Annotated in this window: 25 protein-coding genes; 6 read left to right on the forward strand and 19 right to left on the reverse strand. The window is 69.4% G+C overall.

The window, feature by feature from the left end:
- Positions 1–3: 3 nt before the first annotated feature.
- The gene (locus tag ASD84_RS08825) at positions 4–1533 is read right to left on the reverse strand and encodes an ABC transporter substrate-binding protein (protein ID WP_162251509.1); all 1530 of its coding nucleotides are present in this window, start codon (positions 1531–1533) and stop codon (positions 4–6) included.
- Between the two features lie 134 nt (positions 1534–1667).
- On the opposite strand from ASD84_RS08825, the gene ASD84_RS08830 reads away from it, so the two are divergent.
- From ASD84_RS08830 to ASD84_RS08845, 4 genes are all read left to right on the forward strand, one after another.
- Positions 1668–2273, forward strand: a complete 606-nt coding sequence (locus tag ASD84_RS08830; protein WP_056709203.1) for a TetR/AcrR family transcriptional regulator — start codon at positions 1668–1670, stop codon at positions 2271–2273.
- Positions 2270–2632: a YidH family protein gene (locus ASD84_RS08835; protein ID WP_056709205.1), complete on the forward strand. Its 363-nt coding sequence runs from the start codon at positions 2270–2272 to the stop codon at positions 2630–2632. Before ASD84_RS08830 ends, ASD84_RS08835 begins: the two co-directional genes overlap by 4 nt.
- An 82-nt stretch (positions 2633–2714) precedes the next feature.
- Positions 2715–3542, forward strand: a complete 828-nt coding sequence (locus ASD84_RS08840; protein WP_056709206.1) for an SDR family NAD(P)-dependent oxidoreductase — start codon at positions 2715–2717, stop codon at positions 3540–3542.
- Between the two features lie 5 nt (positions 3543–3547).
- Complete coding sequence (locus tag ASD84_RS08845) at positions 3548–4747, forward strand: glycosyltransferase family 4 protein (protein WP_056709208.1); 1200 nt, start codon at positions 3548–3550, stop codon at positions 4745–4747.
- 10 nt (positions 4748–4757) lie between these two features.
- On the opposite strand, the gene ASD84_RS08850 is transcribed toward ASD84_RS08845, so the two are convergent.
- The 14 genes from ASD84_RS08850 to purD all read right to left on the reverse strand — a co-directional run bounded on the left by ASD84_RS08850 (position 4758) and on the right by purD (position 17703).
- Positions 4758–6044, reverse strand: coding sequence for an ABC transporter substrate-binding protein (locus ASD84_RS08850; RefSeq protein ID WP_156391691.1), 1287 nt, complete (start codon positions 6042–6044; stop codon positions 4758–4760).
- Between the two features lie 57 nt (positions 6045–6101).
- The gene (locus ASD84_RS08855) at positions 6102–7229 is read right to left on the reverse strand and encodes a branched-chain amino acid ABC transporter permease (RefSeq protein ID WP_056709212.1); all 1128 of its coding nucleotides are present in this window, start codon (positions 7227–7229) and stop codon (positions 6102–6104) included.
- Entirely contained in the window at positions 7226–8113 is an 888-nt protein-coding gene (locus tag ASD84_RS08860) for a branched-chain amino acid ABC transporter permease (protein WP_056709214.1), read from the reverse strand. Before ASD84_RS08860 ends, ASD84_RS08855 begins: the two co-directional genes overlap by 4 nt.
- Positions 8110–9945 carry an AMP-dependent synthetase/ligase gene (locus ASD84_RS08865; protein WP_056709217.1) on the reverse strand — a complete coding sequence of 612 codons (1836 nt, stop codon included), beginning with the start codon at positions 9943–9945 and terminating at the stop codon, positions 8110–8112. The genes ASD84_RS08860 and ASD84_RS08865 overlap by 4 nt, the downstream gene beginning before the upstream one ends.
- Complete coding sequence (locus tag ASD84_RS08870) at positions 9942–10751, reverse strand: ABC transporter ATP-binding protein (protein WP_235531038.1); 810 nt, start codon at positions 10749–10751, stop codon at positions 9942–9944. The genes ASD84_RS08865 and ASD84_RS08870 overlap by 4 nt, the downstream gene beginning before the upstream one ends.
- Positions 10748–11536, reverse strand: coding sequence for an ABC transporter ATP-binding protein (locus tag ASD84_RS08875; protein WP_056709220.1), 789 nt, complete (start codon positions 11534–11536; stop codon positions 10748–10750). The genes ASD84_RS08870 and ASD84_RS08875 overlap by 4 nt, the downstream gene beginning before the upstream one ends.
- A gap of 100 nt (positions 11537–11636) precedes the next feature.
- Positions 11637–12131, reverse strand: a complete 495-nt coding sequence (locus ASD84_RS08880) for an SRPBCC family protein (RefSeq protein WP_056709221.1) — start codon at positions 12129–12131, stop codon at positions 11637–11639.
- On the reverse strand, positions 12059–13477 hold the full coding sequence (gene purB / locus ASD84_RS08885) for an adenylosuccinate lyase (RefSeq protein ID WP_056710846.1): 1419 nt from the start codon (positions 13475–13477) through the stop codon (positions 12059–12061). Before purB ends, ASD84_RS08880 begins: the two co-directional genes overlap by 73 nt.
- Positions 13478–13536: 59 nt before the next feature.
- Positions 13537–14028 carry a GNAT family N-acetyltransferase gene (locus ASD84_RS08890; RefSeq protein ID WP_056709223.1) on the reverse strand — a complete coding sequence of 164 codons (492 nt, stop codon included), beginning with the start codon at positions 14026–14028 and terminating at the stop codon, positions 13537–13539.
- Positions 14028–14639: a hypothetical protein gene (locus tag ASD84_RS08895; RefSeq protein WP_082573234.1), complete on the reverse strand. Its 612-nt coding sequence runs from the start codon at positions 14637–14639 to the stop codon at positions 14028–14030. The genes ASD84_RS08890 and ASD84_RS08895 overlap by 1 nt, the downstream gene beginning before the upstream one ends.
- Positions 14632–15183 carry a GNAT family N-acetyltransferase gene (locus ASD84_RS24710; RefSeq protein WP_162251510.1) on the reverse strand — a complete coding sequence of 184 codons (552 nt, stop codon included), beginning with the start codon at positions 15181–15183 and terminating at the stop codon, positions 14632–14634. Before ASD84_RS24710 ends, ASD84_RS08895 begins: the two co-directional genes overlap by 8 nt.
- Before the next feature lie 98 nt (positions 15184–15281).
- A complete protein-coding gene (locus tag ASD84_RS08905) occupies positions 15282–15914 on the reverse strand; it encodes a hypothetical protein (RefSeq protein WP_156391694.1) in 633 nt (210 codons plus the stop codon).
- 9 nt (positions 15915–15923) lie between these two features.
- On the reverse strand, positions 15924–16415 hold the full coding sequence (locus tag ASD84_RS08910) for a GNAT family N-acetyltransferase (protein ID WP_056709230.1): 492 nt from the start codon (positions 16413–16415) through the stop codon (positions 15924–15926).
- 4 nt (positions 16416–16419) lie between these two features.
- On the reverse strand, positions 16420–17703 hold the full coding sequence (purD, locus tag ASD84_RS08915; RefSeq protein ID WP_056709232.1) for a phosphoribosylamine--glycine ligase: 1284 nt from the start codon (positions 17701–17703) through the stop codon (positions 16420–16422).
- A gap of 84 nt (positions 17704–17787) precedes the next feature.
- Between purD and ASD84_RS08920 the strand changes: the two genes are divergently transcribed.
- Complete coding sequence (locus ASD84_RS08920; RefSeq protein WP_162251511.1) at positions 17788–19893, forward strand: protein kinase domain-containing protein; 2106 nt, start codon at positions 17788–17790, stop codon at positions 19891–19893.
- Between the two features lie 51 nt (positions 19894–19944).
- Here the strand turns inward: ASD84_RS08920 and ASD84_RS08925 are convergent, their stop codons facing one another.
- Together ASD84_RS08925 and ASD84_RS08930 are read right to left on the reverse strand one after the other, a co-directional pair.
- Positions 19945–21840 carry a PAS domain S-box protein gene (locus ASD84_RS08925; RefSeq protein ID WP_056709236.1) on the reverse strand — a complete coding sequence of 632 codons (1896 nt, stop codon included), beginning with the start codon at positions 21838–21840 and terminating at the stop codon, positions 19945–19947.
- A gap of 92 nt (positions 21841–21932) precedes the next feature.
- The gene (locus ASD84_RS08930) at positions 21933–23216 is read right to left on the reverse strand and encodes an adenylosuccinate synthase (protein ID WP_056709239.1); all 1284 of its coding nucleotides are present in this window, start codon (positions 23214–23216) and stop codon (positions 21933–21935) included.
- Positions 23217–23431: 215 nt separating this feature from the next.
- Here ASD84_RS08930 and ASD84_RS08935 point away from each other — a divergent pair, with 215 nt between their 5' ends.
- Positions 23432–23806, forward strand: coding sequence for a nuclear transport factor 2 family protein (locus tag ASD84_RS08935; RefSeq protein WP_056709241.1), 375 nt, complete (start codon positions 23432–23434; stop codon positions 23804–23806).
- 10 nt (positions 23807–23816) lie between these two features.
- On the opposite strand, the gene ASD84_RS08940 is transcribed toward ASD84_RS08935, so the two are convergent.
- On the reverse strand, positions 23817–24038 hold the full coding sequence (locus ASD84_RS08940) for a hypothetical protein (protein ID WP_156391696.1): 222 nt from the start codon (positions 24036–24038) through the stop codon (positions 23817–23819).
- 63 nt (positions 24039–24101) lie between these two features.
- Positions 24102–25529 carry a carboxyl transferase domain-containing protein gene (locus ASD84_RS08945; protein ID WP_056709245.1) on the reverse strand — a complete coding sequence of 476 codons (1428 nt, stop codon included), beginning with the start codon at positions 25527–25529 and terminating at the stop codon, positions 24102–24104.
- Positions 25530–25539: the final 10 nt, after the last annotated feature.

Genomic DNA, 25539 nt, shown 5'->3' on the forward strand with positions numbered 1-25539 from the left:
AGATCACTTCTCCGAGCGCTGGAACCGCACCAGGTCGATGCCCTGGACCTGCGGCTCGACAGTGACGCCGTCCACCGAGGCCCAGTTGGCGGAGCTCGCGAACATGGGCGCGAACCAGGCGTTCTGCACCAGCCAGGTGTTGATCGCTCGGAAGTCCGCGTCCTGCGCAGCGCCGGGCGCTTCCTTCTTGGCGGCGGAGAGGAGCCGGTCCAGCGCGGGGTCCTCGCTCCCGTACGGGTTGAAGGTCGCCTTGGGAAGGACCGAGAGCTGGATGTCCTGCCAGGGTGCCTTCGTGCCCAGCGACATGAAGAACATCGGGAACTTTCCGTCCTGCATCGAGGTGAGCAGCTCCAGCACCGGAACCTTCTTCCAGACGACGTCGATGCCGATGGCGCCGAGCTGCTGCGTGATCGCCGTGTTGAGCGCCGGGCTGCCGACGAACTGGCTGAGGTCCGGCATCTCCGCCTTGAAGCCGCCGGAGTAGCCCGCCGCGTCCATCAGGTCCTTCGCCTTGGCGACGTCACGTTCGTACTGCTTGTTGAGCTCGTCGTCGTACGCTGCCCCACCCGGAGCGAAGATCTGCGTGCTCAATGTGGATCCGCCGGGCAGGAGCTCCTCGGTGAACAGCTTGCGGTCGACGGCGAGGTTGATCGCCTGGCGGACCCGGAGGTCGCCCAGAGCAGGCAGGACGTCACCGGCGCGGTCGGCAAGGATCAGGCCGTACCACGCACCTGCGGACTCCCGAATGGTGAAACCGGCTTCCTTGACGGCCTTGAGCTGTTGGCTCAGGACGCCTGCGGCGTCGATCTGACCGACCTTGAGCGCATTCAGCAACGTGTTCGGGTCGGCGAGCTGCACGAGCTTGACGTGGTCGAAGGGGAAGGCCTTTTTGTCCCAGTAGGCGTCATTGCGGTCGAAGACCGTCGAACCGGTCTGCGACTTGCCGGCGTTGTAGACGTACGGCCCCGAGGTGACCGGAGCCTTCTTGAGCTCGTCGGGCTTCAGTGCCGCCGGCGAGGTCATGATCCCCAGGTTGTCGGTCAGGTTGACCAGCAGAGCGGGATCCTGCTCCTTCAGCTTGATCACCAACTGGTTCGCCGAAGGAGCGGTGACACTCGCGATCGAGTCGGCCATGGCGGTCCGCGGACCATCGGTCTTTCGGAACCAGTCCATCACCGTCTTCGCGGCGGCCGCGTCGAAGGTGGCGCCGTCGCTGAAGGTGATGCCCTCACGCAGCTCCAGGGTCAACTGGGTCCGCGTGTCGTCGTAGGCGAACGAGGTCGCCATGCCCGGCTCAGGGCTGCCGTCGGCGCCCGGGTGGAGGAGGGTGTCGTACGCCGCCTGGCAGTACAGCCGACCGGAGCCGCAGTCCATCTGCGTCGGGTCGAAGGTCGCCAGGGGCGTCGGGGTCGCAAGGGTGAGGGTGTCCTTGGACGCACCGCTCTCCTGGGCGGTGCCCCCACACGCGGCCAGTGCCGCAGCACTCAGCGCAGTGACGGACAACAGGGAGACCAGCTTCATGGGCTTGCGCAAGATCGCACTCCTCGGGCGAGGGGCGGGACCGGGAAGGGCCCGCATCGGACATGGTGCGGTGTGGCGGGCGCCACATGCATGAGCTAACCTACCTATCAATAAGTCGGTTGGCAATGCCCCATTGAAGGAGCTCCATGGCACGCACCCAGGAAGCCGAGCGCGCAGGCATTCAACGCCGCGCCCAGATCGTGAATGCCGCCCTCGAGCTGTTCGCCGCGCGCGGGTACGACGCGACATCCCTGGCCTCGGTGGCGCGAGCCGTCGAGATCAGCCAGCCGGGGCTGCTGCACCATTTCAACGGCAAGGAGGCCCTCCTGGCCGCCGTACTGGACGAGCGGGACCAGCGCGCGTTCACCGCGGTCGAGATCGAGCGCGACTACGACGGCACCGCATTCGAGCGCGCGCTCGAGGTCGCCGCGGACATGGTCGCGTGGAACGTCCACCATCGCGACCTGGCGCGGCTCGGACATCTTGGCGCCGCCCACCACCCCCCCATGGCAACGGCCTGGGCCCGCGAACGAACCGTCCGCCTGCGCAGGCAGATTGCCGGCGTGGTTGCTGGCGCCATCGCCGAAGGCACCGTGCGCCCCACCGCGGACCCCCAGCTCGTGGCGTCCTTCGTGATTGCCGGCGTCGGGGGGCTCGAGTCCCAGTGGCTCGTCGACGACTCCTTCGACATGGTCTCCGCGATGCAGGAGTTCACCCAGATGCTCCGCCGGGACCTCCTGGTGAGCCCGTGAACCGGCGCCCACGTTCGGTCTACTCCTACGGCGACGAGCCGGACCCGCGCTTCTCACTGGCCAACGAACGCACCTTCCTGGCCTGGATCCGGACCAGCCTGGCCCTGGTCGCAGGGGCAGTCGCCTTCGCCGCCGTCGTGCCCGACCTCCCCGACCTGGCGCGTGGCGCGAGCTCGGGCGCACTGTGCGTGGGCGCGGTGATCTGCTCCCTTGCTGGCTGGAAGCGCTGGCGGCACACCGAGCTCGCCCTGCGCACCGGCGCACCCCTGCCGGGCTCCGCGCCGACCGCCACCCTGGCGATCGCCACCGCAGTGGCCGCCGCCGTGGCTCTCGCGTGGGTGATCGGAACGATCTGGTGAAGTACTTCCCCGATGATCACATGCCTACTTATCGATTGGTCAGTAGGCTGTCGCGACGCTCAACCACTCCAGGAGGAATCCGATGCTTGCCCCCGACGACTTGAAGAACCGCACCGCCGTGGTGACCGGAGCGGCCAGCGGCATCGGTGCCGCCCTGGCTGCCGAGCTCGGAGCCCATGGCATGGCCGTGGTGGTCGCCGACATCGATGAGCAAGGGGCCCAGCGCACGGCCGACGCGTTGACTGCCCGTGGCACCGCGGCCCTCGCGGTCCGGGTCGACACCAGCGACGCTGGGTCGGTCGAGCAGCTCGCGACAGCGGCGTACGAGGCCTTCGGCTCCGTCGAGCTGGTCTGCAACAACGCCGGCGTCCTGACCTTCGGCAACGTCGCCGACTCCCCCGTTGACGACTGGCGCTGGCTGCAGTCGGTGAACGTCGAAGGGCTGCTCAACAGCGTGCACGCCTTCGTGCCGCGGATGCGCGGCCAGCAAGGGTGGCGTCACATCATGAACACCGCGTCCACGCACGCGTTCCTCGCAGATCCGGGATTCACGGGTCTCTACAGCGCGACCAAGCAGGCAGTGGTCGCCATCAGCCGCGGGCTGCGCCACGAGCTCGCCTCGGACGGCATTGACGTCAGCCTGCTCTGCCCCGGCCAGGTCGCCAGCCGGATCCTCGACTCCCAGCGCAGTCGCCCCGAGCGGTTCGGCCCTCGTGCCGCCGAGCCCTTCGGGACCGGAGTGATTCCCGTCGGCACGATCGAGCCCGAACAGGTCGCGCGTCGCGCGGTCGCCGGCCTGCTGGCCGGCCATGAGGTCACCTTTGCGCTCGGCGAGCCCGGCACCTTCCGCGAGCAGGTCGCCGACTGGGGACGCCTGGTCGACCAGGCGATCGTCGCCGGCGGCAGCTGAGACCCTTGCCTTCGTCGGCCCCGAGCGAGCTCGCCGGTCGTCGCGCCGTCGTGGTGAACTGGCGCGACCTCGAGCACTCGCGCGCAGGCGGGGCAGAGCGCTACGCGTGGGAGGTCGCCCGCGCGCTGGTCGGCGCCGGCGCCCAGGTCGAGTTCCGGACCGCCCGCGATCGGGGGCAGGCTCGCCGCGAGCTCCGCGACGGCATCCGGATCATCCGCGCAGGTGGGCCCATCACGTTCCTGCCGCGCGCCCTCCTGGGCCTCGCACGAGCCCGCGGTCGGCTCGACCTGGTCGTCGACGCCGACTGCGGGCTACCGGCCTTCTCTCCGCTCGTGCTCTCCCGGCGCCGGACGGCCGTCCTGCTGGTCGTCCACCATGTCCACCAGCAGCAGTTCGGCGCGATGCGCCAACCCTTCGCCGGCCTCGCCCGACTGCTGGAGCGACGCGTCATGCCGTGGGTCTATCGCCGGGCGACGGCCGTCGCCGTCTCCGAGTCGACGCGCTCCGAGATGGCCGCCCAGCTCGGCTGGTCGGGCCCGGTGATCGTCATACCCAACGGGACCGACAGCCCACCGGAACTGTCGATCCGTCCCGTCGGCGAACGCGTGGTCATCCTCGGTCGGCTGTCCCACCACAAACGCGTCGATCTCGCCCTGCGTGCCGTGGTCGCGCTCCGGGCGAGCCGCCCCGGCCTCGAGGTGGACGTCGTGGGCGACGGACCGGAGCGAGCCCGGCTGGAGGCACTTCTCGACACCCTCGGAGCAGCGAGTGGGGTGAGCCTGCACGGCCGCGTGAGTGAAACAGACAAGCACCGCTTGCTCGCCAATGCCCGGGTGCACCTGTGCGCGTCGGACGCAGAGGGATGGGGCCAGGTCGTGCTCGAGGCCGCGTCCCACGGGGTGCCCACAGTGGCTCGTGCTGTTCCCGGCCTCAGGGACTCGGTACGACCCGGCTCGACCGGCTGGCTGGTCGCCGACGGCAGGGACGACGAGGCCACCGTCGCTGCGCTGACCGAGGCCCTGGGCAATGCGCTCGACCAGCTCGGCCGGGTCTCACGCCGTATCGAGATCGCCGGGGCTTGCCGATCGTGGGCGGCGCGGTTCAGCTGGGCTGAGACCCACCGAGCGGTCATCGCCACGGCATCCGAGTCGCTCCAACGGACAGCGGCCCGCCGATCCAGAGGATCGACGGGCCGCTGCCGGTGAGCCGCGCTGGCTACTTCTGCAGGTAGCAGGGCTCCTTGAAGTCGTAGCCCTCCGCGGTCTTTCCGGTGAACGGTTCGACGGCGACCGACACCTTCGACGACGCGGACTCGTCGACCTTGTTCAGCTGGGTCACCCGTACGGCGGCCTCGTTCGGGTCGCCTTCGTAGTTGGCCGTCCCTTCCGGGAGCGTGCCCTCGCTGTCGATCCCGGTCAGGCTGTTGGCCGCGTCGACCATGCCTTCGCGGTCGAGCGAGTCGTCGGCGATGGCCTTCTCGATGACCGCCTTGAGCACGTAGCCGCTGCTGTAGCCGATGGAGTACCAGTCGTTCGGTGCCTGGTCACCCGCGGCGGCCCGCATCTTCTCCATGCCGGGGACGTCCGCGTCCCAGGCCGGGAACGAGGTGGCCTGCTGGTAGAGCGCCGTGATGGCCGGGCCGGCCGGAGAGGCGAGGACGGCGGAGTTCCAGCTGGGGATGGAGCCGATGAACTTGCCGGTGAACTTCTGTGCCGCGCTGCCACCGACGACCGCTGCCATCTCCTTCGGGCTGGTCGCGATCACGACGTAGTCGGGCTTGGCCTTGAGGAGGGCACCGATCGCGGCGGACTGGTCGTCGCCCCCGTCGACCGTGCCCGTCGTGATGTCGGTGAACTTCAGGCCGCGCTCCTTGGCGGCGATGCGCGCACCCACCATCGCGTCGTCGCCGTAGTCACCGGGGAAGTGCACGACGGCCACCGACTTCGCGCCTTCATCGGCGGCGTAGTCGACGATGTTCATCGCCTCGGTGCAGTAGCTGGAACCGACCTCGAGCGAGATGTCGTCGAAAATCCAGTTCGAGCCGAGCGAGGCCGGGCCGACCAGGATCGACTCGTTGGTGGCGTCCTCGAGGATCGCGTTGGTGTGCGCGGTGCCCAGCGACTGGGTGACCGCGAGGATGTCGTCCTTGATCTCGTTGAACAGCTCCGCGTGCTTCTCGGGGTCGTACCCGCTGTCCTTGACGTACTTGGTCACGTCGATCTCGTAGTCACCGATGCCACCGGCCTTGTTGACCTCGTCCCAGAACGACTTCTGGCCCGCGGTGAACGGTTCGCCCACGCCCTTGAAGACACCCGTCAGGTCGGTGATCGTGCCGAGGTAGATGCAGCCCTTGTCCTTGTCGATGGCGTTCGGACACGCATCGTCGGTGACGCCCGGCGCGGCTCCGCCGCTCGAGTCGTCGTCGCGGCCGCAACCCGCGACGGCCATGGTGACGGTCAGGGCAGTCGCAATGACCCCCAGTGATCTCGACCTTCGGTTCACGGTTCCTCCTGGTGGTTGTGCTGCTGTTGTTGTGGTGGTGCGGCCCGGTTGGGCGGGTCAATACGAGAAGGGGAAGCTCTTCCAGTAGGTGCGAATGCGGTGCCAGATGCCGAACAGGCCGCGTGGCTCGAACAGCAGGAAGGCCACGATCAGGACGCCGTACATGATCTGCTCGAACTCGAAGATGTTCGGGTGCTCGCTGGCGGAGCTCGACAGGAACGGCACGAAGGCCGGCAGCTCGCTCGCCAGTCGCGGCAGCAGCGCGATGAGCATCGCGCCCATGATCGTTCCGGAGATCGTCGCGACTCCACCGATCAGCACGATGGCGATGAACTGGACCGACATCAACAGGCTGAACGACTCCGGCGTGAAGTGCCCGCTCGCCGAGAACATCAGGGCCCCGCAGATGCCTGCGTAGAACGAGGAGATCGTGAAGGCCACGATCTTGTAGCGGGTCAGGTTGACCCCCATCACGCCGGCCGCCACGTCACGGTCGCGGATCGCGGAGAACGCGCGCCCGATCCGGGAGCGCGCGATGTTGCGCGCGAGCACGGCGGCCACCACCAGCACCCCGAGGAACAGCCAGTAGAGCTTCTGCTCCTCGGTCCAGCCACCCTTGAACCCGTTGTCGACGGTGAACTGGATGCCGAACAGCTCGGGCCTGGCGGCCTCGCGGCCGACCTGGGGACCGCCGCTCATCTCGTTCCACTCGAAGAAGAAGTACTGCCCGATGAACACCAGGCCAAGGGTGACGACAGCGAGGTAGAGCCCACGCAGGCGGGTGGCCAGAGGCGCGACCAACGCACCGAAGATCGCGGCGACCAGACCCGCGCCGATCAGCCAGAACGGCATGAAGTCGACGCCGAGACCGAGGTAGCGCCCGTCCGGGTCGCCCGAGAGCACGGCGGCTGCGTAAGCGCCGATGCCGACGAAGAACGCGTGGCCCAGGGAGACCTGGCCGGCGTACCCGGTCACGAGGTTGAGGCCGATGGCGCCGATCGCCAGCACCAGGCCGCTGCCGAGGATGATCAGCATGTTGTCGGAGACCAGCATCGGCATCATCGCCGCCACCACGAGCACGGCAACCGTGCCCAGCACCTTGGAGCGCGTGTTGAGCAGCGCCATGTCCTGGCGGTAGCTCGTGTAGAGCTCCGGTCGGCCCCACCGGGTCGTCAGGCTGGTCATACTCGTTCGACCTCTCTGGTGCCGAACAGGCCGTACGGCCTGACGAGGAGCACGACCAGCATCACCAGGTACGGCGTGATCGACCCGATGTTGGTGTCCAGGCCCGGGAACCAGTCACGGTGGTACGACGTCACGATCTGCTGTGTCACTCCGATGATCAGCCCGCCGAGCACTGCACCACCGAGGGAGTCGAGCCCGCCGAGGATGATCACCGGCAGGGCCAGCAGCGCGATGTGCCAGTGGTTCTGGTCGACCGTACGGCCGGACGCAGCGAAGACGCCGGCCACCGTGGCGAGGGCACCGGCCAGTCCCCACGACACGGCGAACACCGTGCCGACGCTGACTCCCTGGGCCATCGCGGCCTCCTGGTCGAGCGCCGAGGCCCGCATGGCCAGCCCGATCGGCGTCCACCGGAAGAACGCGAACAGCGCCAGGACGAGCACCGTGGTCACGGCGAAGGCCGCCAGGTCGCGGTGCTCGATGTAGACCCCACCCACCTCCCAGGCGTCGAGTCCCCACGGATCGCCGACGGTGCGCTGGTCCGAGCCGACGAACATCCCGGACACGATCCGCACGATGATGTCGATGCCGATCGTGATGATCGCGATCACGAAGACGGCCTTGCCGACCATCGGCCGGATCGCGATCCGTTCGACGACCAGTGCGACGGCCGCGATGGCGATCGCACCGACCACCACCGCAGGGACGAAGCCGATCTCGGGCGACAGGTAGGTCACCAGCACCGTGCCCGCCAGCAGGAACGCAGGCTGCGCGAAGCTGATCACGCCCATGGCCTTGTAGATGATCACGAAGCCCAGTGCGAGCAGGGCGTAGATCGACCCCAGGCCGACTCCGCCGGCGATGGCGCCCACGAACTGCGTCATGCCGTCCCTCCCCTGGCCGAGGCGTACATCGATTCCACGAGGTCGTGGAACGTCGCGTCGATCGAGGCCCGCTTGACCTTCTGCGTGGCAGTCAGCTCGCCGTCCTCGTGGTCCAGCTCCTTGGGGAGCATCCGGAAGTACTTGATCTGCTCGACCGGGTTGTGACGTGCGTTGACCTCGTCGATGATCGACTGCACCAGCGCGCGCACCTCGTCCTTCTCGGCGAGGTCGCGATAGGTCGTGAACCCGAGATTGCGCTGCTGGGCCCAGGCCCCGACGGTGTCGAGCTCGATGCCGATCAGCGCGGTGAGGAACTTGCGACCGTCACCGATGACGATGGCCTCCTTGACGAACGGCGAGGCCTTGATGCCGTTCTCGATCTCCGACGGCGCGATGTTCTTCCCGCCGGCGGTGATGATGATGTCCTTCATCCGGTCGGTGATCCGCAGGTAGGTTCCGTCCCACTCGCCGACGTCGCCCGTGTGCAACCAGCCATCGGCCGACACGGTCCGGGCCGTGGCCTCCTCGTCGGCCCAGTAGCCGGCGAAGACAGCGGGGTGCCGGGTGAGGATCTCGCCGGTCTCCTCGTCGAGGCGCACCTCGATCCCCTCGTGCACCTCACCGACCGTGCCGAGGCGCACCCGGCCCGGACGGTTGGCGGTCGCGATCGCGGCGTTCTCCGTCATGCCGTAGAGCTCGTGCATCGGGACACCGATGCCCATGAAGAACTGCAGCACCTCCGGCGCCACCGGCGCCGCGCCGCAGCTCGCGTGCCGTACCCGGCGCAGGCCGAGCCGGTCGCGGAGCGCGCGGTAGAAGAAGAACCAGCCGACGGCGTACGCGAGGCGGGTGCCGAAGGTGTGCCGACCACCGTTCGCTGCGAGCTGGGCCCCGAGCCGGTCGGCTCGGGCCAGCCAGAACCGGGACCAGCGCCGCTTGGCCCAGGTCGCCGAGTCCAGCTTGATCCGGGCCGTCGCGAGCAGCTTCTCCCAGATCCGCGGGACGGCGAAGAACAGCGTGGGCTGCACCTCGCGCAGGTTCTGCGGGACCGTCTCGATCGACTCGGCGAAGTTCACCTGGGTGCCACCACCCGCGTTGTACCAGGTGGTCAGGACCCGCTCTGCGACGTGGCACAGCGGGAGGTACGACAACGTCAGGTCCTTCGGCCCGGGCGCCGGCCTGGCGAACGGGCTCCGCTCCAGCACGGTCTCCAACGCGAACTCGGCGTTGCCGATCGTCAGCATCGCGCCCTTCGGCGGACCGGTCGTGCCCGAGGTGTAGACGAGCGTCATCACGTCCGCCGGGTCGGCCGCGTCGACGAGCGCCTCGACGGCGCCGGGGTGCGCCGCCCGGTGGGCGCGGCCCATCGCGACCAGGTCCTCCCACTTCAGCAGGCGCGGGTCGTCGTAGGACCGCAGGCCGCGCGGCTCGACGTACACGATCTTGCGCAGGTGGGGCAGATCGCCCGACTCGAGGGCCTTGTCGACCTGTTCCTGGTCCTCGGCGAAGTGCAGGCAGGCGCCGCTGTGCGAGAGGAGGTACGACGTCTCGGCGGTCGGGTTCGTCGGGTAGAGGCCGACGGTGGTGGCCCGGATGGCCACCGTGGCCATGTCGAGGAACAGCCACTCCGGCCGGTTCTCGCTCTGCACCGCCACTCGGTCACCGGGCTTGACCTCCAGCGCCAGCAGGGCGTGCGCGACGTCGAGGACGGTGTCCCAGTAGGTCGCCCAGGGGATCTCGTGCCAGATGCCCAACCGCTTCTCGCGCATCGCGACACCCTTCGGCGACTGCGCGGCACGATCGCGGATCCGGGTCACCACGGTGCGGGTCATGGGTGGGCCCCCTCGGCATCGCTGAGGTCACCGAGATCGCCGGCATCGCCACCGAGGTAGGCGCGGATCACGTCAGGGTTGCGCTGGATCTCCGCCGGTGTGCCCGTTGCGACCGGCGTGCCGAAGTCGATCACCATGATCCGGTCGGCGATGTCCATCACCAGGCCCATGTCGTGCTCGACCATGATCATCGGGATCCTCAGCTCGTCGCGGATGTCGAGGATGTAGCGGGCCATGTCCTCGGTCTCCTCGAGATTCATGCCGGCGACCGGCTCGTCGAGCAGCAGCAGCCGTGGCTCCATCGCCAGCGCGCGGCCGAGCTCGACGCGCTTCTGCACGCCGTACGGCAACAACCCGACAGGGAACTTGCGGTACTGCTCCAGCTCGAGGAAGTCGACGATCTCCTCGACCTTCAACCGGTGCTTGAGCTCCTCGTTGCGCGCCCGACCGACCCAGTGCATCGCGGCGAGCGTTCCGTAACGCAGGTGCTGGTGGCGCCCGAGCATCAGGTTGTCGAGGACGGTGAGGTTCGCGAAGAGCTCGATGTTCTGGAAGGTGCGGGCCATCCCGAGCCGGGCGATCGCCGGCGGCCGCATGCCGAGCAGCGACTGGCCTTCGAGCTGGACGCTCCCCTGCTGCGGGCGGTAGACGCCGGAGAGGACGTTGAAGATGCTGGTCTTCCCAGCGCCGTTGGGGCCGATGACGGCGAAGAGCTCGTCCTCCTCGACCGTGAAGCTCACGCCGTTGACGGCCTTGACCGCCCCGAAGGAGAGGTGGACGTCGTCGAACTGCAGGACCGTCGTCACGAGGCCCACCTCTTGCGACGGCGGTAGTGCTTGACGGACTTGAAGGAGCGCGCCGCCTCGCCCTCGGCGCCCAGGCCGAGGTAGAACTCGCGCACATCGGCGTCGTCGCGGAGCTGTTCGGCGCTGCGGTCCATGACCACGCGACCGTTCTCGAGAACGTAGCCGTGGTGGGCGATCGCCAGCGCCATGGTGGCGTTCTGCTCGACGAGCAGGATCCCGGTGCCCTGGCTGTTGATCTCCACGATGATGTCGCGGATCTGCTCGACCACCTTGGGCGCCAACCCCAGCGACGGCTCGTCGAGCAGCAGGTAGCGCGGGTCCGACATGAGCGCCCGGCCGATCGCCAGCATCTGCTGCTCGCCACCGGACAGAAGGCCGGCCTGTCCGTCGCGGCGATCGCGCAGGATCGGGAACAGACCATAGACCCGCTCCAGGTTGGCCTTGAGGTTGCGGCGATCGGCGTACCCGCCGACGCGGAGGTTCTCCTCGGCGGTCAGCTCCTTGAAGACCCGGCGGCCCTCGAGCACGTGCTTGATGCCCTTGCGGGCGAGTGTCGAGGGCTTCAGCTCCCCCACGGAGTCGCCGTCCAGGGTCACCGATCCCTTGCGGATCTCGCCGTCGTGGATGTCGAGCAGGCCCGACAACGACCGCAGCAACGTGGACTTGCCACCACCGTTGGCGCCCAGCAGGGCGATGATCTTGCCGTCAGGAACTTCGAGGCTCACGCCTCGCAGGGCGAGTACGACGTCGTCGTACACGACCTCGAGATTCTGTACGGCGAGCACCCGACTCCCTCCGACTGTGACCGGCGTCACAGGTGGGTGGAATGTAGCCGTACCCGTCGTCCCACGGGAACTGTTACTCGCCAGTAGGTCGAAATGGTTATCAGCGAGCGGCTGCGAGGACCCTTGCAGCGCGGCGCAGATCGGCACCGATCGCCGGCCGGCTGAGGACCGTCACGAGCCAGCCGAGACCGAGGGCGTGCACGTCGAACTCCGCCACGACCCTGGTGCCTCCCGGGCACGGGCTGAAGGCGAGCGCCAGCCGCGCACGCGCCGGGCCGCACCGGCCCTCCTCGACCCAGAGCAGGGGTGCCTCGGACTGCACCGTCCGCATCCGTGGCCGGACGCCGGGCACGACGGTGACGTCGGTCCAGGTGACACCGGCAGCGGTCGGCGCACCTTCTGTTGCCGCCGACAGGTCGGCAACGGCGCGCAGGCTCGACTGCCACTCCGGTCGGTTGCGGGGGTCGGCGAGGTAGGCGAACGCCCGGTCCGGTGGGACCGGGAAGGTGATCTCGAGGCGGGTCAGAGGATCGCGCCGGGGTTGTAGGCCGCGGCGGCCGGGTGCTGCTCGACCAGCGCGGCGACCTGCCGGCACACGGCCTGGGTCTGCGCGACGGCCGCACCAGTGAAGGTGATCGGGTCGGCGACCAGCGACTCGAGCTGCTCGGTCGTGAGTCCGAGTCGGTCATCGGCGGCCAGCTTCGCGAACACGTCGTTCGTGGCCTGGCCCTGGCGCATCGCGAGCGCCGTGCCGACGGCGGCTTCCTTGATCGCCTCGTGCGCGGCCTCGCGGCCGACGCCGTTGCGGACGGCGGCCATCAGCACCTTCGTCGTGGCGAGGTAGGGCAGGTAGCGGTCGAGCTCGCGCTGGATCACTGCCGGGAAGGCGCCGAACTCGTCGAGCACGGTGAGGAACGTCTGGAACAACCCGTCCACGGCGAAGAACGCGTCCGGCAGCGCCACCCGTCGTACGACGGAGCAGGAGACGTCACCCTCGTTCCACTGGTCGCCGGCGAGCTCGCCGACCATGGAGAGGTAGCCGCGGGTGATGACGGCGAGCCCGTTGACCCGCTCGCAGGAACGGGTGTTCATCTTGTGGGGCATCGCCGAGGAGCCGACCTGGCCCTCCTTGAACCCCTCGGTGACGATCTCGTTGCCGGCCATCAGCCGGATCGTGGTCGCGAGGTTCGACGGCGCCGCGGTCAGCTGGACCAGCGCGGAGACCACGTCGAAGTCGAGGGAGCGCGGATAGACCTGGCCGACGCTGGTGAGGACGCGGTCGAAGCCGAGGTGCGCGGCGACGCGCTGCTCCAGGTCGGCCAGCTTGTCGGCATCACCGCCGAGCAGGTCCAGCATGTCCTGGGCGGTGCCCATCGGGCCCTTGATGCCGCGCAGCGGGTAGCGCGCGAGCAGCTGCTCGATCCGCTCGACACCGATCAGCAGCTCGTCAGCGACCGTCGCGAACCGCTTGCCGAGGGTGGTGGCCTGGGCGGCCACGTTGTGGCTCCGGCCGGCCATGACGGTGGTCTCGTGCTCGGCGGCCAGCCGCGCGAGGCGCGCGAGGGTGGCGACGGCACGGTCACGGAGGAGGTGGAGCGACTGCTTCACCTGGAGCTGCTCGACGTTCTCGGTGAGGTCGCGCGAGGTCATCCCCTTGTGGATGTGCTCGTGGCCGGCGAGGGCCGCGAACTCCTCGATGCGGGCCTTCACGTCGTGGCGCGTGATCCGCTCGCGAGCAGCGATGCTCGGCAGGTCGACGACGTCGATGACCTTCTCGTAGGCCTCGATGACACCCTCGGGTACGTCGATGCCGAGGTCCTTCTGCGCCGTGAGCACGGCGATCCAGAGCTGCCGCTCGAGGACGATCTTGTGCTCCGGCGACCAGATCTGCGCGAGGTCGGCGGCGGCGTAGCGGGTGGCGAGGACATTCGGGACGGTCACGATCCCCGATTCTCCCATGGTCGGCTGCTCGGTCCGATTCTGCGCGGCCGGGCCGGACGTCAGCGAGCGGGACGCACCAGCACCAGCTCGCCGTCCTCGTTGGCGCCTCGCAGTCCGGTGAAGCCGGCCTTCGCCGCGACCCGGAGGCTGGCCTTGTTGGTCGGTTCGATGCTGGCGCGGAGCCGGACGTGCTGCAGGTCGACGGGAACGAGCAGCGCCTCCAGCGCCTCGGTCGCGAGGCCCCGTCCGCGAGCGTCCTCGACCAGCCCGTAGCCGACCTCGGTCTCAGGGACACCGTCGTCAGCGGTCTCGGGTGGGCCGAAGAAGCCGATGGAGCCGACGACCAGCCCGTCGTGGACGATCGAGCGCGGACCCCACGGGTCGCCGTCGTGCCACAGCGAGGCGGCACCCAGGTCGTCCTCGCGCGGGAAGTCCGGGTGCCACTCGGGCTGACGGTCTCCGGCCCTGATCGCCTCGACCGTGGCTGCGTCCCAGAGAACCAGGCGCAGCCGGGACGTCACGAGACCCTGCGGTGACGGGGACTCCGACATCAGTCCACCACCCGGTCGTCGTACGACGCCAGCGACGCGGCCACGGCAGCGAGGTCCTCGCGCCAGGGCTCCTCCGGGCCGGGCGGGAGGATGTCGTCCCAGTCGACGGCGAAGGATCCGCGCACCGAGGGCAACCCCTTGGTCCGCGCCATGAACCAGACGTGCAGGTGGGTCGCACCGTCGCCGATCCGCGAGGCATGGCAGCGGGCGATGTTCGGCAGGGCCTCGACGGCCCGGACGATGCGCACGGCGAGGGTGCCGAACTCGGCCGCCATCTCGTCGTCGAGGTCGGGCAGGTCGAGGTGGGCGAACGGTTCGAGGATCAACACGAGCGGGAGACCACTCCGCTCGTCCAGGTGCTTGAGGCGCCACCGTTCGTTCGACCAGATGACCCGAGCGGAGTCAGTGCTGCAGATGCGGCAGTCCGCGGCCGCTTCGCCTTCGCGGGGTTCCTCGGGAGCCGGCGGGGCCAGGGGCCTGGTCACCAGCGCACCGTCGACGACCTCCCACGGAAAGATGTCCCACTCGGCGACCGACGGCAACGGCATCCGGCCGTGCTCGTCGGCGGCAGCCAGCACGCGGGCATGGACCTGTTCAGCAGATTCAGCCATGGCGCCACTCTGCCAGCAGGATCGCGAAGACCAGTTCGTCACGCCGCTCGTCGCCCACTGGTGTGACCTCTCGCAGGTGTCCTTCGCGAATCAATCCGAGGCGCTGGCACAACCGGATCGACCGGGCGTTGCGCGGATCGGGCCTTGCCTCGATTCGATGCATCTCCAGCTCGCCGAACCCGAGGTCGAGCAATGCTGTCGCAGCCTCGTAGGCGATCCCTCGCCCCTCCACGCTCGGATCGAGAACCCAGCCAGCCTCGGCCGTATCGGACTCGCCACGATCCAGGCTGACGAATCCCACGTGGTGCCCGTTGATTTCGATCACCAACCGCAGCCATCGGCGGGACACGATCCCGTCGAACGTCCAGTGCTCCACATGACGTCGGCACTCCTCAAGGCCGAACGGTTCGTGCCGTAGGTAGCGACATACCTCGGCATCAGACATGTAGCGATACAGGTCATCGACGTCATCTGCACGTGCCGCTCGCAGCACGAGGCGCTCGGTCCGTATCGGAACGTTCAGTGGCGCAGGCACCGAGAACACCGCACTCCTCCCTTCTGGGCCGACAGCCTGATCCTGAAGGTTTCCATGCACGACCGACAGCTCTCGCGACTGTCCACAGGCTCAGGTACGCCTGCGACTCAGCGGGCGAAGTAGGCCTTCACGCTGACGAAAGCATCCGGAAAACGCGTGGGGCCAGGAATCGTCGTCGTGCCCTTGCCGGGCACAGAGACGAGACCGCCCAGCTGCTGGACATCGACGGCCTGTTGCGACGCTCCGGGCGGCGGGTCCTCGTACTCGATCAACGCGACACGAACCGCGACCGCGTCGCGGCTGCGATTCGTCAGCCGCACCTGCTCGTAGACGCCGCCGCTGACCACGTCGCCCCACGCGTCGATCCGCTCGGTGAGGACGACGTCACGAATCTTCGCGGGGAAGGAGACGCTGTCGACCGCCTCAACCTGCACCCGGACGTCGGCGACGTCGCGGAAGCCAGGACCGTGGAAGGCAAGGACATCGATGTCGGTGAACGCCGCGGGGATGACGTGGTTCCCGATCTCGGTGCCGTACGCACTGGTCGTCGTCAGCCCGGACACCTCACGCCCGTGGGCATCGAGCGGCACGACCTTCAGTCGGAGCACGACGGCCGACGGGCCGGCGTTGCGTATCGCCAGGGTCTGGTCGATGACGCCACTGCGGCCCATCCGGTCGTACTGGAACGACAGGTCCGCTGCCGTCGTCGTCCGTCGGTCGTCCCGAGCCCTCCATCGCATCCGCACAGACTAGGCGAGCAGCTTCTGCCACCACACGACGTCGATCCAGCGGTCGTGCTTGCGACCGACCTCCCGCAGCACGCCCTGCCGCTCGAACCCGCACGCGCGATGCAGCGCCTCGCTCGCGTCATTGGGCAGGGAGATGCACGCCAGCGCCGTACGCATGCCGCCAGCAGTGAGGCGGGCCAGCAGGTCGTCGTACAGGCGCCGGCCGAGGCCGCGGCCGGCGGCGGCCGGGTCGAGATAGATGGTCACCTCGCGGGTGCCGTCGTAGGCGCCCTTGGGCCGGAAGGCCGACGAGTAGGCGAACCCGAGCACCTGCTCTCCGGAGGTCGCCACCAGGAAGTGGTCGCCCGGGTGGTCCGACGTGAGCAGGCCCTCCCACTTGGAGCGGGGTGGCGGCGCCAGGTCGAAGGTGGCGGTGCCTTCGTGGACCTCGCGGGCGTAGATCGCAGCGACGTCGTCGAGGTCGGCGTCGGTGGCCGGCCGGATGGTCGTCACGTGCTCAGTCGTCCTTGAGGGAGGCGCCCTCGATGACGCCGAGCGGCTCGGCGGCGATGTCGGAACGGCGCTGGAGCCCGTCGAAGGAGACCAGGTCGGCTGCGGCATAGGCGCGCGCACGAGCGTCCTCGACGTCGTACCCGATGGCGCGGACGGCGAGCACACGGCCACCGTCGGTGACCAGCTGCTGACCGTCAGGCCCGTCGACGAGCTTGCTGCCGGCGTGGATCACGTCGACGTCGGCGACGCCGTTGGCGACGCCGACCCCGGTGATGACGTCGCCCTTCGAGGAGGACTCCGGATAGCCGGCGGACGCGAGCACGACGGTCACCGACGCGCCGTCGCGGAAGGTCGGAGCAGGCGTCTCGGCGAGGCGGCCGTTGGCGGCCGCGGACAGCAGCTCACCGAGCGGGGACTCGAGAAGGGCCAGCACCGGCTGGATGTCCGGGTCGCCGAAGCGCACGTTGAACTCGATGACCCGCGGTCCGGACTCGGTCAGCGCGAGACCGACGTAGAGGCAGCCGACGAACGGCGCACCACGACGGTTCATCTCGTCCAGCGTCGGTTGTACGACGGCCGCCATCACCGTCGACGCCAGGTCGGCCGGCGCCCAGGTCAGTGGTGAGTACGAGCCCATGCCGCCGGTGTTCGGGCCGCGGCCACCGTCGAAGATCCGCTTGAAGTCCTGCGCGGGCTGCAGGGGGTGGGCGGTGTTGCCGTCACACACCGCGAACAGCGACACCTCGGGCCCGTCGAGGAACTCCTCGATCACGACGCGTCCACAACCGGCCGCGTGAGCGATGGCCTCGTCGCGGTCCCGCGTGACGACGACACCCTTGCCCGCGGCGAGCGCATCGTCCTTCACCACGTACGGCGGGCCGAACTCGTCAAGCGCAGCAGCGACTTCGTCGGCGTTCGTGCAGGTGTAGGAACCGGCGGTCGGCACACCGGCTGCGGCCATGACCTCCTTGGAGAACGCCTTCGAGCCCTCGAGCTGCGCAGCGGCACCGGACGGTCCGAACACCGCGATGCCCGCGGCCCGCACGGCGTCGGCGACACCAGCGACGAGCGGCGCCTCGGGGCCGATCACCACGAGCCCCGCACCGATCTCGACAGCGAGAGCCGCGACCGCCGTACCGTCCATCAGGTCGACGGGGTGCAGCGTCGCGAAGGCACCGATGCCCGGGTTGCCCGGCGCTGCGTGGACCTCCGTCACCGAGGGGTCGCGGGAGAACGCGAGGGCGAGCGCATGCTCGCGGCCGCCGGTGCCGATGACGAGGGTCTTCACGACCCCGATCCTAGAGGTGTCGGCCGTACCCCCTTCGGGCACACTGGGCGCGACGTTCCACGACAACTCGGGAGAATCATGCGCGTGCCCACTGTGGGTGAAGAGTTCGGTCGCTACCGGCTGGACCGGGTTCTCGGCCAGGGCGGGATGGGCATCGTCTTCGCCGCCACCGACCTGCGTCTGAACCGCACCGTGGCACTCAAGGTGATCACCGGCGTGCTCGCCGAGTCACCGGAGTTCCGGGCCCGCTTCCAGGCGGAGGCTGCGTCGCTGGCGCGGCTCGACTCACCGCACGTGATCGCCATCCACGACCACGACGAGATCGACGGGACGCCGTACATCGTCACGCAGTACGTCGAGGGCGTGGACCTGTGGACGCAGATCAACGAGCACGGCGCGATGCCGGCGAAGCAGGCCCTGCAGCTGTGCGCGCAGCTGGCGCGCGGGCTCGCCGACGCCCACCGCGTCGGGGTCATCCACCGCGACGTGAAGCCCGGCAACGTGCTCATCCGCGGCGCGGGTACCCCTGACCAGCACGCCTACCTCTGCGACTTCGGCATCGCGCGCGCCGACGGAGTCGAGGGTCCCGCACCGACCGCGACCGGCATGGTCGCCGGCACGTGGTCCTACCTCTCCCCCGACCGGACGGCCGGTGCCCCGGCGACCCCGTCCAGCGACATCTACGCGCTCGGCTGCGTGCTGTGGGCCTGCGTCACCGGTCGCGAGCCCTACCAGGGCACCGACGTCCAGGTCGCTCTCGCCCACCAGCAGGCACCGATCCCGCGGCTGCCCGGCAACGGCCCCTTCACCGACCAGCTCAACGCGGTCGTCGAGCGCGCCCTCGCCAAGGACCCCGCAGACCGCTACACCGACGCGTCCGTGTTCCGGGCCGACCTCGAACGCCTCGCTGCGATCGCGCCGGCCGACACGCTCGACGCTCCCGTTGCCGCACCGGACGGGCCCACCGTCGTACGACCGCAGCCGGGAGGGGCCGCACCCACCGTCATCCCCGGCGGCAGGGGTTCGGTGCCGCTCCGGCACCGGCGCTGGCCGCTGTTCGTCGCGGCCGCAGCGGTGCTCGCACTCCTCATCGGCGGCATCACCTGGCTCACCCTCCGCAACGACGACGCCGACGGCGACGACGACCGGACCGCGCCCGGGATCGCCGAGGACCTCGACGGCGACGGCCACGGCGACGCGCTGGTCCAGCAGTCCCGCTTCGACGCCCTCAGTCCTCTGCCGAGCTGGACCCTCGCGTCCACGGGCAAGCTGTTCCAGAAGGCCCAACGCACGGCCAGTGCGATCGGGACGCCGGCGCGCGGCGATGTGGATGCGGACGGTCGCCCCGACATCGCGTGGGTCGAGGAGACCTCCGACGAGATCCTCGCCGTGCACGTCGAGCCCGGGAAGGGCGAGCCGTGGGACACCGAGGTCCGGATCGACCCCGACGCCGACCTGCAGGACTACTCGGCCCAGGTCGGTGACGTGACCGGGGACGGCCGCAGCGACATCGTGCTGATCGGTGACGCGGGCGACGTGGACACGATCTGGGTCGCGGTGGGACGCAAGGACGGCTTCGCTGACCCGACGCCCTGGTACAAGTCCGAGCTCGCCCAGGGGACCATCCTGATCGGCGACTTCGACGGCGACGACACCGACGACGTCCTCTACGCGGCCGACCGCGACGACGTCGCCGTCGACGCCGATCCCGAGGTCGATGACATCGCCGGCCTGGTCCGGGTGCTCGTCGCCGACGACAACGGTTTCACGGCGTCGAAGGACCTCGACCTGACCAATGCGGCCCTGGCGCCGCTCGTCTCCGACTGGTCCGTCGGGGACGTCGACGGCAACGGGGACGACGAGCTGGTCATCGTCGGGGCCAGCAACACCGGGATCATCGTCCACGACTTCGTCGACGGGGCGTTCACCGCGCAGAAGATCTGGTGGAGCGTCAGCCGGACCCAGGAGGAACGGCGCGAGGAGTACGCCAGGGACGCGCTGGCCGACGCCACCGTCTCGGATGTCGACGGCGACGGCGACGGCGACCTCGTGCAGCTGATCAACACCGAGACCGAGGCCTTCGCGCTCAGCGTGCGCATCTCGGACGGCTCGAAGTTCGCGGATGCCGAGGACTGGGGGGCCCTGGCCTGCGGGACCGAGTGCGAGGACAGCTTCGACTTCATCGACTGACCGCGTGCGTGGTCTCGACCGGCTCTGCCCAGCCGGTCGCACACCGACTGGTCACACGCCGGGCACCCGCGGCCGGTGGGGCAGGTCCAGCACGAAGGTCGAGCGCCGGGACCCGTCGGGCGGCAGGTAGGCCACGTCGCCCCCGTGGCTGCGGGCGATCTCGCGCACCAGGTGCAGGCCGAGACCGGTGCCAGCGGTCGGACCGGCATGCGCGAACCGCTCGAAGAGGTTCTCGACCAGCCGTCGGTCGACGCCCGCGCCGTCGTCCGAGACCAGCACCCGCGCGCCGGTGGCCGTGGGCTCGCCGCAGACCAGGACCGGTGCGCGACCGTGCCGGACGGCGTTCTCCAGGAGGTTGTCGAGCGCCTGGCCGATGCGAGCCGGATCGACCGAGAGCTCCACGTCCTGTCCGATGTCGACCACGATCCGTGCCGCCGGGTGCACGGCCCGGGCACGATCCGCGGCCCGCCCCAGGGTGTTGCGGAGCGAGACCCGCTCCGGCTGGAGCGAGAGCGCGTCCGAGCGCAGGTCCGAGGCGCTGCTGAGGTCGTGCACCAACCGTTGCAGGCGATGCGCGCTGCTCGCCATCGCCTCCAGGAGCTGGGTCCGCTCGTCGGCGTCGAGGTCGTCGCCCCGGTCCCGGAGGATCGACACCGATCCCTCCACGACCGCAGTCGGCGTGCGCAACTCGTGCGCCGTGATGGCCATCAGGTGCGCCTGCTGCTCGATCGCGCGACGGTGCTGCTCCTCATGGATGCGCTCCTGGGTCTGGTCGCGGGTGACCTTCGCGAACCCACGGTGCCGGCCCGCGTCGTCGTACACCGCAGTGATGACCACGCTCGCCCAGAACTGGCTCCCGTCGCGCCGCACCCGCCAGCCCTCCTCGGCGTAGACGCCATTGAGCAGCGCCAGCTCGAGGTTGCGCTCCGGGTACCTCGACGCTCGGTCGGCTTCCGGATAGAACACGCGGTAGTGCCGACCCAGGATCTCCCGCTCCGGGTAGCCCTTGATCCGCTGCGCGCCGGCGTTCCAGGTCGCGACCCGCCCCTCGGTGTCGAGCATGTAGATCGCGTAGTCGGTCACGGTGGTCACCAGGAGGCGGAACATCTCCTCGCTGCGGCGCAGCTCCACCTCGGAAGTGATGTCCTGCACCTGGGCGAAGACGTAGAGCGGCTGCCCACGCGAGTCTCGGATCGGCGCGAGGCTCACCCGCAGGGTGTGGGCTCCCTCCTCGGAGACCAGCGGGTGCTCGAAGGTGGCGAGCTCCTGGCCCTGGTCGGAGATCCGGGACAGCGCATCGTCGAGCTGGTCCCCGTGCTGCCGGGTGAGGACGCCGTAGTCCAGGCCGACCAGGTCCTCCGCGGCGACACCGACCATCCCGGAGAGCTCGGCATTGGCCCGCACGATGCTGCCGTTGAGCGTCAACGTGGCCATGCCGATGGCTGCCTGGTGGAAGACCTCCCGATAGCGCTCGAGGTGCTCGTCGAGCGCCGCCTGGTCACGCGCACCCGACTCGTCCACGTCGTCAGCCAGCCGGAGGCCTCCGACGGCAGGCTCGCGCCCGACCGGGGCGGCCTGCCCGACGTGCTGCCACAGCAGTCCGGACAGCCGGTCGATCGGCGTCGACTTCTCGATGAAGTCGGTGGCGCCGAGCTCACGGGCGCGGTCGGCCAGCCCCCGCTCGTCGAAGCCGGTGTAGACGATCACCTTGGTCTCCGGCGACACCGCCAGCACCAACGGCAGTGCCTCGAGCCCGTCCATCACGGGCATCGAGGTGTCCAGCAACATCAACGTGGGCGTGTGCTCGTGGGCGAGGAGCATCGCCGCTCCCCCGTCGGCACCCTCTCCGACGACGTCGAACAGTCCGGAGGCGTTCAGCCGCGACCGCACGATCAGGCGTAGCTCTGCGGAGTCGTCGACGATCACCACGGTGGGTCGTTTCGTCACCGGACCTCCTCAGGGGCCACGCGGGCTCTGAAGGGACAGTCCCCCGTTACGGCGATCGCAGACGGGTTCGGCCGGGATCCTCTGACCAGGACTCAGCGCAGCGGGTGCCGAACGATCGCCTGCTCGCGCTCGGGGCCGACGCCGATGACCGAGATCCGGCCGCCGGAGCGCGCCTCGACGTACTCGACGTAGTCCTGCGCGGCCTTCGGGAGGTCCTCGAAGGTGCGGCAGCCGGTGAGGTCCTCGGACCAGCCGGGGAGGTTCTCGTAGATCGGGACGGCGTGGTGGAAGTCGGTCTGGTTGACCGGCATCTCCTCGTGACGGACCCCGTCGACGTCGTAGGCGACACAGACCGGCACCACGTCGAGGCCGGTGAGGACGTCGAGCTTGGTGAGCACGAAGTCGGTGACGCCGTTGACCCGTGCGGCGTAGCGGGCGATGACGGTGTCGTACCAGCCGCAGCGACGCGGGCGGCCGGTCGTCGTACCGAACTCGAAGCCCTGCTTGCGCAGGAACTCCCCCTTGTCGTCGTTGAGCTCGGTCGGGAACGGGCCCTCGCCGACGCGCGTGGTGTAGGCCTTGACGATCGCGATGACCTGGTCGATCCGGGTCGGCGGGATGCCCGAGCCCGTGCACGCGCCGCCGGAGGTGGCGCTGCTCGAGGTCACGAACGGGTAGGTGCCGTGGTCGACGTCGAGCAGCGTGGCCTGGCCGGCCTCGAGCAGCACGACCTCGCCGCGGTCGAGGGCCTGGCCCAGCAGCAGCGTCGTGTCGCAGACGTACGGCGCCAGCCGCTCCGCGTGGCTGCGCAGCTCCTCGACGGTCTGCTCGACCGAGGGTGCGCGGCGGTTGTAGATCTTGGTGAGGATCTGGCCCTTGAGCTCGAGGGCGCCCTCGACCTTCTGGGTCAGGATCTTCTCGTCGAAGAGGTCCTGGACCCGGATGCCGATCCGGTTCATCTTGTCGGCGTACGTCGGACCGATGCCGCGGCCGGTGGTGCCGATCTTGCGGCTGCCGAGGAAGCGCTCGGCGACCTTGTCGACCTGACGGTTGTAGTCGGCGATGACGTGCGCGTTGGCGCTGAGCTTGAGCTTCGACGTGTCGATGCCGCGAGCCTCGAGGCCGTCGATCTCGTGGAACAGCACGTCGATGTCGACGACGACGCCGTTGCCGATCACCGGCGTGCAACCGGCGGTGAGGATGCCGGACGGCAGCAGGTGGAGGGCGTACTTCTCGTCGCCGATGACGACGGTGTGGCCGGCGTTGTTGCCGCCGTTGAACTTGACGACGTAGTCGACCTGGCTGCCCAGGTGGTCGGTCGCCTTGCCCTTGCCCTCGTCGCCCCACTGGGCTCCGACGATCACGATCGCAGGCATTTGGTTCTCCTTCGCTCGGGACGGAGTCCCTCCGTCCCGAGACGGCTGCTCAACGCGCCACTTGTTCTTGTGGTGGTGGTGCTGGTGGTCCTGACATGCAAGAAGCCCCGGCAAGGACCGGGGCTCTTGCGGCGACACGTTACCAAACCGAGGCGGACGCGCTAGATTTCACAAACAAGAACACGTTCTACTTTCGATGTGCCAAGGAGAAGCAAGTGGCTGCCAGCAGGGAAACCATCCTCGAGACCGTCCAGAACTACGTCGACCTCGTCGCGAACGGCACCTCCGCCGAGGTCGTCGCCCTGTACGCCGACGGCGCCACCGTCGAGGACCCGGTCGGCACGGAGGTGCGCACCACCCGCGAGTCGATCGCGGAGTTCTACGGCGCCCTCGACGGGCTCGAGCAGGAGGCGCGGATGATCCACGCGCGGGTTGCCGGCAACGAGGCCGCCTTCGCGTTCGAGCTCGTCACCAAGGTCGGCGACCAGTCCTACACGCTCGCCCCGGTCGACGTGATGACGTTCGACGACGACGGCAAGATCCTGAGCATGCGCGCCTTCTGGTCGTCCGAGGACATGATCGTCAGCTAGCGTCCCCTCGTCAGATCCTGGGGTCGATCCGGGGGTCCTCACCCCGACCCACGAAGGTGCCGCGCCGCCACGGCGGCGCGTAGATGAGCGACAACACGATCGCGACCAGTCCGGCCACGATCAGGATCGTGCCCAGGGCGTCCTCGTTGACGTACTTGATGTCAGCGGTGATGACGTCCAGGGCAAGGATCAGTCCGACCACGAGCAACACAATTCCTAGTCCGATGTACATGAGGCGGCAGTACCCGATGGGCGCCTGTCCATACGGGTGCAGGGCATGCCGAGGTCGGGCTCGTCAGCCGAGGCGGGCCGCGACCTCGGCGGCCACGGCGCGCGCCAGGGCCTCCGGGGTGTCGTCGTCCCGCTCGGGGATGACGGCGTGCACGTCGCCGGACGCGAGCAGGTCGAGCGCACCCACCTTCTGCTCGGCGGCCATCTCCGCCGCACGGCTGGTGTCGCCGTGCACGATCACGCTCGCACCCTCCGGCGGCAGCGGTGACAGCCAGCCGCGCTCGGTGGCCAGCACGGTGCGGGCCGGGAGCAGCGCGAGCGCCCCGCCGCCGCAGCCCTGACCGAGGATCACCGACACCGTCGGCACGGTCATCGTCACCAGCCGGGCGATGCAGCGGGCGATCTCCCCCGCGATGGCACCTTCCTCGGCTTCTGCCGACAGCTCCGCGCCGGGGGTGTCGATGACGGTGACCAGCGGGAGGCCGAGCTCCTCGGCGAGGTTCATCGCCCGCAGCGCCTCGCGCAGGGCACCAGGACCCATCGGCGTCGAGGCCGACTGCCGAGACCTGTCCTGCCCGACCAGCACGCACGGCTGCCCGTCGAGACGGGTCAGTGCGATCAGGACCGAGTCGTCCCGCTCCCCCTCGTCGGTGCCCCGCAGGCGCAAGGTGCCGGCGGCGCCGTACCGGAGCAGGTCGCGGACCCCCACCCGGCCATCGGCCCGGGTGGCCACGATGTCCTCCCAGACCGTCCGGTCGGAGGTGGTGCCGAGTGCGATCGGCGTACGGCGTTCGAGCCCGGCAGCGGTGGCCGGGTCCACGAGGACACCGAGCGCGTGGTCGACCAGCGCCGGCAGGTCCTCGGCCGGTACGACGGCGTCGATGATCCCCTTCGCAGCGAGGTTCTCGGCGACCTGGATCCCCTCGGGGAACGGTTCGCCGTTGAGCGCTTCGTAGACCTTCGGGCCCAGGAACCCCACCAGTGCGCCCGGTTCGGCGACGGTGACGTGGCCCAGCGATCCCCACGACGCGTAGACGCCGCCGGTCGTCGGGTGTCGCAGGTGCACCATGTACGGCAGTCCCGCGGCCCGGTGCTCCATCAACGCACGGGAGATCTCGACCATCTGGACGAACGCCCGGGTGCCCTCCTGCATCCGGGTGCCACCGGACGCCGTACTGGCCACCACGGGAAGGCCTTCGGCCGTTGCCCGTCGTACGGCGGCCGCGATCCGGGTGGCAGCGGCGATGCCGATCGAGCCGGCCAGGAACCCGAACTCGTTCACGACGAAGGCGATCGGACGTCCCCGGACAGTCCCCCGGCCGGTCAGGACGGACTCGTCGGTGCCGGCCTTCTCGGCGGCAGCCCGGAGGGCGTCCTGGTAGGCCTCGGGGTGGCCGGAGATGTCGACGGCGGAGTCCCACGACTCGTAGCTGCCGTCGTCGAGCACCAGGTCGATCAGTTCACGCGCGGTCCACCGGCGACTCGTCCCCATGGGCGCAACC

It is taken from the genome of Nocardioides sp. Root682 (genome assembly GCF_001427795.1).
GTDB lineage: Bacteria > Actinomycetota > Actinomycetes > Propionibacteriales > Nocardioidaceae > Nocardioides.

What these genes read in the sequence shown, in the direction of transcription:
- ASD84_RS08895 (WP_082573234.1), bottom strand. Translation starts at nt 14,639, where the DNA reads ATGGCTGAATCTGCTGAACAGGTCCATGCCCGCGTGCTGGCTGCCGCC.
- ASD84_RS08905 (WP_156391694.1), bottom strand. Translation starts at nt 15,914, where the DNA reads ATGCGATGGAGGGCTCGGGACGACCGACGGACGACGACGGCAGCGGAC.
- ASD84_RS08890 (WP_056709223.1), bottom strand. Translation starts at nt 14,028, where the DNA reads ATGTCGGAGTCCCCGTCACCGCAGGGTCTCGTGACGTCCCGGCTGCGC.
- ASD84_RS08860 (WP_056709214.1), bottom strand. Translation starts at nt 8,113, where the DNA reads ATGACGCAGTTCGTGGGCGCCATCGCCGGCGGAGTCGGCCTGGGGTCG.
- ASD84_RS08840 (WP_056709206.1), top strand. Translation starts at nt 2,715, where the DNA reads ATGCTTGCCCCCGACGACTTGAAGAACCGCACCGCCGTGGTGACCGGA.
- ASD84_RS08865 (WP_056709217.1), bottom strand. Translation starts at nt 9,945, where the DNA reads ATGACCCGCACCGTGGTGACCCGGATCCGCGATCGTGCCGCGCAGTCG.
- ASD84_RS08830 (WP_056709203.1), top strand. Translation starts at nt 1,668, where the DNA reads ATGGCACGCACCCAGGAAGCCGAGCGCGCAGGCATTCAACGCCGCGCC.
- ASD84_RS08940 (WP_156391696.1), bottom strand. Translation starts at nt 24,038, where the DNA reads ATGTACATCGGACTAGGAATTGTGTTGCTCGTGGTCGGACTGATCCTT.
- ASD84_RS08855 (WP_056709212.1), bottom strand. Translation starts at nt 7,229, where the DNA reads ATGACCAGCCTGACGACCCGGTGGGGCCGACCGGAGCTCTACACGAGC.
- ASD84_RS08945 (WP_056709245.1), bottom strand. Translation starts at nt 25,529, where the DNA reads ATGGGGACGAGTCGCCGGTGGACCGCGCGTGAACTGATCGACCTGGTG.
- ASD84_RS08930 (WP_056709239.1), bottom strand. Translation starts at nt 23,216, where the DNA reads ATGCCTGCGATCGTGATCGTCGGAGCCCAGTGGGGCGACGAGGGCAAG.